The sequence below is a fragment of the Acinetobacter parvus DSM 16617 = CIP 108168 genome (genome assembly GCF_000368025.1).
GTDB lineage: Bacteria > Pseudomonadota > Gammaproteobacteria > Pseudomonadales > Moraxellaceae > Acinetobacter > Acinetobacter parvus.
In genome coordinates this window covers 224,174-230,286 of sequence record NZ_KB849211.1, presented here as the reverse complement: position 1 = coordinate 230,286, position 6,113 = coordinate 224,174, and the positions used below count along the sequence as shown (strand labels likewise).

Annotated in this window: 6 protein-coding genes and 1 pseudogene; 2 read left to right on the top strand and 5 right to left on the bottom strand. The window is 38.6% G+C overall.

The window, feature by feature from the left end:
* Both F988_RS14965 and ahpF read right to left on the bottom strand, forming a co-directional pair.
* Positions 1 to 349: pseudogene (locus F988_RS14965) on the bottom strand (transposase); the annotation flags it as partial.
* Between the two features lie 210 nt (positions 350 to 559).
* On the bottom strand, positions 560 to 2,125 hold the full coding sequence (gene ahpF, locus F988_RS03255) for an alkyl hydroperoxide reductase subunit F (protein WP_004681022.1): 1,566 nt from the start codon (positions 2,123 to 2,125) through the stop codon (positions 560 to 562).
* Between the two features lie 213 nt (positions 2,126 to 2,338).
* Here ahpF and F988_RS03250 point away from each other — a divergent pair, with 213 nt between their 5' ends.
* Positions 2,339 to 2,557 (top strand): DUF1653 domain-containing protein, encoded by a 219-nt coding sequence (locus F988_RS03250; RefSeq protein WP_004681021.1) that lies wholly within the window; start codon positions 2,339 to 2,341, stop codon positions 2,555 to 2,557.
* Here F988_RS03250 and F988_RS03245 read toward each other — a convergent pair.
* A complete protein-coding gene (locus F988_RS03245; RefSeq protein WP_004681020.1) occupies positions 2,554 to 3,588 on the bottom strand; it encodes a helix-turn-helix domain-containing protein in 1,035 nt (344 codons plus the stop codon). The two genes, F988_RS03250 and F988_RS03245, sit on opposite strands and share 4 nt — an antisense overlap.
* A gap of 101 nt (positions 3,589 to 3,689) precedes the next feature.
* On the opposite strand from F988_RS03245, the gene F988_RS03240 reads away from it, so the two are divergent.
* Complete coding sequence (locus tag F988_RS03240) at positions 3,690 to 4,889, top strand: alkane 1-monooxygenase (RefSeq protein WP_004681018.1); 1,200 nt, start codon at positions 3,690 to 3,692, stop codon at positions 4,887 to 4,889.
* Between the two features lie 46 nt (positions 4,890 to 4,935).
* Here the strand turns inward: F988_RS03240 and F988_RS03235 are convergent, their stop codons facing one another.
* Together F988_RS03235 and ahpC are read right to left on the bottom strand one after the other, a co-directional pair.
* On the bottom strand, positions 4,936 to 5,148 hold the full coding sequence (locus F988_RS03235; RefSeq protein ID WP_004662566.1) for a KTSC domain-containing protein: 213 nt from the start codon (positions 5,146 to 5,148) through the stop codon (positions 4,936 to 4,938).
* Between the two features lie 252 nt (positions 5,149 to 5,400).
* Complete coding sequence (ahpC, locus tag F988_RS03230) at positions 5,401 to 5,964, bottom strand: alkyl hydroperoxide reductase subunit C (RefSeq protein ID WP_004677913.1); 564 nt, start codon at positions 5,962 to 5,964, stop codon at positions 5,401 to 5,403.
* Positions 5,965 to 6,113: the final 149 nt, after the last annotated feature.

Below are 6,113 nucleotides of genomic sequence, written 5' to 3'. Positions count from 1 at the left end.
TTAGATACTGAAATCTGAAGTGAGTCGTCGATTAACTTTTGTGGTTGAAGCGGCCCAGTTTCTTCAACACACCTTCTAAAAAATCAATTTCTAATGCCTGCTCACCGATTTTTGCATGTAATTTTTTAAGATCGATGGGGGGTTCTGATGGAGCTTTTGATTGATCGAAAGCTTGCGAGGAAGCTGAGATCAATTGATTTTTCCAGTCAATAATTTGGTTTTGATGAACATCAAATTCAGCACTCAATTCAGCAAGTGTTTTTTCTGCTTTAATCGCAGCAAGTGCTACCTTAGCTTTAAAATCATTTGAATGATTTCTTCTTGGTCTACGTGCCATAAAATACTCCATATATTGATGTTTATAACATCATTTGAGGAGCAGAATATCACTTATAGGAGTTGTTCAAATTTACGGATCCATCTCTTCCAATAGGATATGGATAGCCAAAATATAAACATAAAAACGTTGACGAATAAAGTTGAAAATTTGTTGATAACTTGTAAAAACACGCACTTACATTTGAAAAATGTAAGTGCGTGCACAAGTTTTATGTTGGGTTTACACCCCAGAGCGAATCATGTAGTCAAAAGCAGACAATGAAGCCTTGGCTCCCTCACCAGTCGCGATGATGATTTGCTTATAAGGCACGGTGGTACAGTCACCCGCAGCAAATACACCTTTTACATTGGTTTCGTTACGGTCATTGATCACAATCTCACCACGATTGCTGAGTTCAACCGCACTGTTCTTCAGGAAATCGGTGTTTGGCAACAAGCCAATCTGTACGAAGATTCCTGCAAGCTCAACTGTATGCTCAACATCAGTCGCGCGATCTTTGTATTTTAATGCCGTCACTTGTGAACCATCACCAACGACTTCGGTACTGAGTGCATTCAAGATCACGGTGGTATTTGGCAAGCTGTTTAATTTGTCTTGCAATACTTGATCTGCGCGAAGCCTGGTATCAAACTCAACCAACGTCACATGCTCAACAATCCCTGCAAGGTCAATCGCTGCTTCTACACCTGAGTTACCCCCACCAATCACCGCAACACGTTTGCCTTTGAATAATGGGCCATCACAGTGTGGGCAATACGCCACACCACGGGTACGGTATTCTGCTTCACCTGGTACATTCATTTCTCTCCAACGTGCACCTGTTGAAAGAATAATGGTTTTCGATTCAAGCTTAGCGCCATTTTCCAATTCAACTTCAACCAGACCATTGGCGGTTTGATCTGCACCTGTGATCTTGCTGACACGTTGCAAATTCATGATGTCCACACCGTACTCACGTACATGCGCTTCCATATCTTGAGCAAACTTTGGACCTACGGTTTTTTGAACCGTGGTGAAGTTTTCAATGTCCATGGTATCCATGACCTGACCACCAAAGCGTTCAGCCACGATGCCTGTTTTGATACCTTTACGTGCCGCATAGATTGCCGCAGTACCACCCGCAGGGCCACCACCAATCACCAATACATCAAAAGCATCTTTAGCATTGAGGGCTGCGGCATCTTTCTCGGCTGAGTTGGTATCTAACTTGGCAACGATTTCTTCCAAAGTCATACGACCTTGTCCAATATGTTCATTGTCTTGAAACACCATCGGTACGGCCAAGATTTTGCGTTCTTCAACTTCTTCCTGGAAGAAACCACCATCAATCATGGTCGCAGTTGCATTCGGATTATAGATTGCAATCAAGTTCAAGGCTTGAACCACATCTGGACAGTTATGGCAGCTCAATGAGACAAACACGTCAAAGTTTGCTTTTAAGTTTAAGCCTTTGATCTGGTTCAAGACTTCATCAGATACTTTAGGGGCATAGCCAGATACCTGCAACAATGCCAGGATCAAAGAAGTAAACTCATGTCCCATTGGTAAGCCAGCAAAGAACACACGTGGTTGTTCGCCTGCTTTAGCTACACCGAAACTAGGACGGCGAGCGTTTGAACCGTCAAAACGCGCCGTAACCTGGTCAGAAAGTTCTGCAATTTCAGTCACGAGTTCTTTGATTTTTGCAGCTTTATCAGAATCATCTAAGGTAGCGACCAACTCGATTGGGCTTTCCAAACGTTCTAAATAGGCTTTTAACTGGGTTTTAATATTTTGGTCTAACATGTAAATCTCCAAATTCTCAGCAGTTCAAGTCAGCTAAATTTATTCAATGAAGCCATAGTACGAAAAAATAATGAATAGGTAAAACAGTATGTTCTTATAGATTTGATCGGATTTTTGAATTTAAGATGAAATATCAATATTTTGAAGATTTTTCTATCTAAAAATTGTTATATAACTGCAATCATTTCATGGCATAACCTAAAGGAAAATAGCATGACATTACAGCGCGGCATATACCAACACTATAAGGGAAAACTCTATCAGGTATTCAATGTAGCCCGCCATAGTGAAACTGAAGAAGAACTGGTGGTGTATCAATGCTTATATGGAGATTATTCCATGTGGGTACGTCCACTCGGCATGTTTACTGAAACAGTTGAGCTTGAGAATGGACAGGTGGTTCCACGTTTTAAATTAATCCAAGAGACTTAATCTGCCTGTTGGGTGTTCGCTCGGGACAGGCGATAGTGCTGTGGACTACATCCCATTACCTTATTAAATGCACGGGTAAAGTTGGCAGGGTTAGAATAGCCTAATTCGTAAGCAATATGGGTGATGGTAAAATTTGAATTTTCTAATAAATCAATTGCTCGCTCAGTACTAATTTTTTGTTTCAAAGCTTGAAATTCAACTCCTTGTTGCTGCAAATAACGTTGTAAAGTTTTAGTGGAAATATTTAGAACTTTAGCGCATTCGGTTAATGTTGGAATCTGATTGGCCTGTCGCAGCATCATGCTGACCCATTCAGCAATTTCACCTTGATGATAAATCTTCTGAATCTGTTCCTGACAGCGCTGCTCAACCACTTTTAGGCTATGAGCATCCGCCAAAGGTAAGGGCAGTGCCAGTTGTTGCTGATCAATAACAACGCGTATACCTGACATCCATGTGTAATTAAAATAAAAATTTGCTTTAACGAGATGTATATAGCGTTCAGCATAAACAGGCTCGGGTATACTTAAATAAATTTGGTAACGTTGTAATTGTTGTCCTGCAAGTTCTAATAAGCTGTAATAAAATCCAACGGCAATTGCTTCAATATGAAATGCTAAACATTGCTTATTCATTTGCAAGATGGGTTCAAGTAATAACTCAACCTTATGTTGATGAGTTGGAAATTGAATCGATAGCTTAAAGCTAGGCATAATTAGCCGAAAATATTGTGCGATTAATCTCAAAGCATGTTTTAAATTTGGACTGGTCATTAATGCATATCCAACCAAACTATGCGAACTGAGTTTTAGATTTTTACCGAGTTCAAAAGCCAAATCTTCTGTATTAGGTAGGCTCAGGCCAAGTGCAATAAATTGTTCAATTTGTTGAATTGATAAAAGCTCAGTTTTAGAAAGTTCGTTATGAAATGCGTTTAATACCTCATTATCATATTGATGAGTACCAATCAGAATTTCGATCAACCGCAAATAATAACGAGATGGAATAACAGGGATTTGCTGTTTTTGCACAATAAAAATCCAGTAAAGTCTTAAAATGATAATATAGAGTGACTGTAAAAGAACACAATCAATTCAAGCAAAACATTTTGTGTTTGATTGAGGAATTTCTAATGAATATGCATACTCAACTGGATGTAGAGCAAGCAACAACAACTTTTAAAGATAAAAAACGTCATTTGTGGTTATTGGGTTTGGCAGTACCGACTATTGCAATGAGTGGTTTAGCGGGTTATCAATTTGGACCGAAAAAAACCAAAAAATTCTTTGCCTCTTTTGGTCCATTATTTATTCATGGTGTTATTCCTGCATTGGATAACTTAATTGGTGAGGACACAGAAAATCCGCCACTTGATGCGATTGCAGATTTAGAAGCTGATCCATATTACGCACGAATTGTTAAACTTTTTATTCCATTGCAATATGCAACCAATATTTACGGCACCTATTTGGCAAGTCGTAAAGGTACATCACTTGCAGATCAAGCGTTATTGGGTACGTTGGTAGGGATGGTGAATGGTATTGCCATCAATACGGCGCATGAATTGAGCCATAAAAGTGGTCGTCTCGAACATTATTTATCACATTTGGCATTAGCTCCATCGGGGTATAATCATTTCCGTATTGAGCATCCATATGGTCATCACCGCCGTGTTGCAACGCCAGAAGATCCAGCATCATCTCGACTTGGTGAAACTTTCTGGAAATTTTTACCGCGTACAGTGATTGGTAGTTTCAAATCGGCGATCGAAATTGAGAAAAACCGTTTAGAGCGTAAAAAATTACCATTCTTCTGTAAAGAGAATGAATTGATTCATGGTTGGGCGATGTCTGCTGTGTACCATGCCGCTATGTTTAGCAAATTTGGAGTGCGTTCAGTACCATTCCAAGTGACACAGGCTGCTTATGCGATTACTTTGTTTGAATCAGTGAATTATATTGAGCATTATGGTTTAAAACGTGAAAAGAAAGCCAATGGTCAATATGAGCGTACTTTACCTGAGCATAGTTGGAACAATAATAATGTAGTGACGAACTTGTTCTTGTATCAATTACAGCGTCATTCAGATCATCATGCAAATCCAACACGTAGCTTTCAAACTCTACGTCATTTTGAAGATGCGCCACAGTTACCAGGGGGCTATGGAGCGATGATTTTACCAGCCTTTATTCCCTCATGGTGGTCAAAAATTATGGATGATCGAGTTGTAGAGCATTACAAAGGCAATATGGAGAAAATTAATATTCATCCAGACGCAAAAGAAAAAATATTAGAGAAGTATGCTGAACAAGTTGAAGTCGAAGCTGCTTAATAAATTTAAATAAAAAAACCAGCCTTAACATAGGCTGGTTTTTTATTTATGAGGCTAAAAGATAAAGTCGTTTAAAATGAAGATCAAACTCAAGGTATTTATGGACAAAAGCAGTCTTATCGGTTGTGCGTAGCAAATTGTCATACACAAATTCTGGAACAGGATGATAAAGCTCGGCTGTGCCATTGCTGTAAAAAATTTTTAAATAGCGTGAAGAAATATCATATTTCCAAGAGGTTACAACAACAGTTTTTTCCATATATTTGCCCCCATTTCAGTTTGATCATTTAGTACATACAAAAAACTCTTTATGTTTCATAATTTGACATTACTCCATGTAATGCAGGCTGACAATTGATAAATGAATTTCGTTATAAATTTATAAGTATAAGAATTGTAAAAATTTTGCTATCAAGCTGGGGGAGAGCGGATAAGAAATTTATATAAAGGCAGATAAAAAGAAACCACCCTAAAAAGAGTGGCTTCTGACGAGGTTGTTCAATCTAAAGAATTAGATTTTACCCACTAGGTCGATAGATGGAGCAAGAGTCGCTTCACCTTCTTTCCATTTCGCTGGGCAAACTTCGCCTGGGTGGCTTGCTACGAATTGAGCAGCCTTAAGTTTACGTAAAGTTTCTGATACATCACGAGCAATAGCATTGTCATGAATTTCAGCAGTTTTAATTACGCCTTCAGGGTTGATGATGAACGTACCACGTAAAGCTAAACCAGCTTCTTCGATATGCACATCAAAAGCACGTGTTAATTGATGTGTAGGATCACCAACTAATGGGAATTGAGCTTTACCTACAGCAGGAGAAGTTTCGTGCCATACTTTGTGAGAGAAATGAGTATCAGTTGTTACGATATAAACTTCTGCACCAGCTTTTTGGAATTCTGCATAGTTCTCAGCAGCATCTTCAACTTCTGTTGGACAGTTGAATGTAAATGCGGCAGGCATGAAAATAAGAACAGACCATTTACCTTTAAGATCAGCGTCAGTAACTTGAATGAATTCACCGTTACGGAATGCATCAGCTTTAAATGGTTTAACTTCAGTATTAATTAAGCTCATCATTGTCTCCATGATTGAGGTTTTATTGAGAGGCTAATGCCTTACTTGTTTACGAGGTCTAGAATAAATAATTTTTAGTTATTGGGGAAATAGTATTTTTACATGACTAAAATCGGAAAATTGAATGAATCAATATAAAACGATTTTCA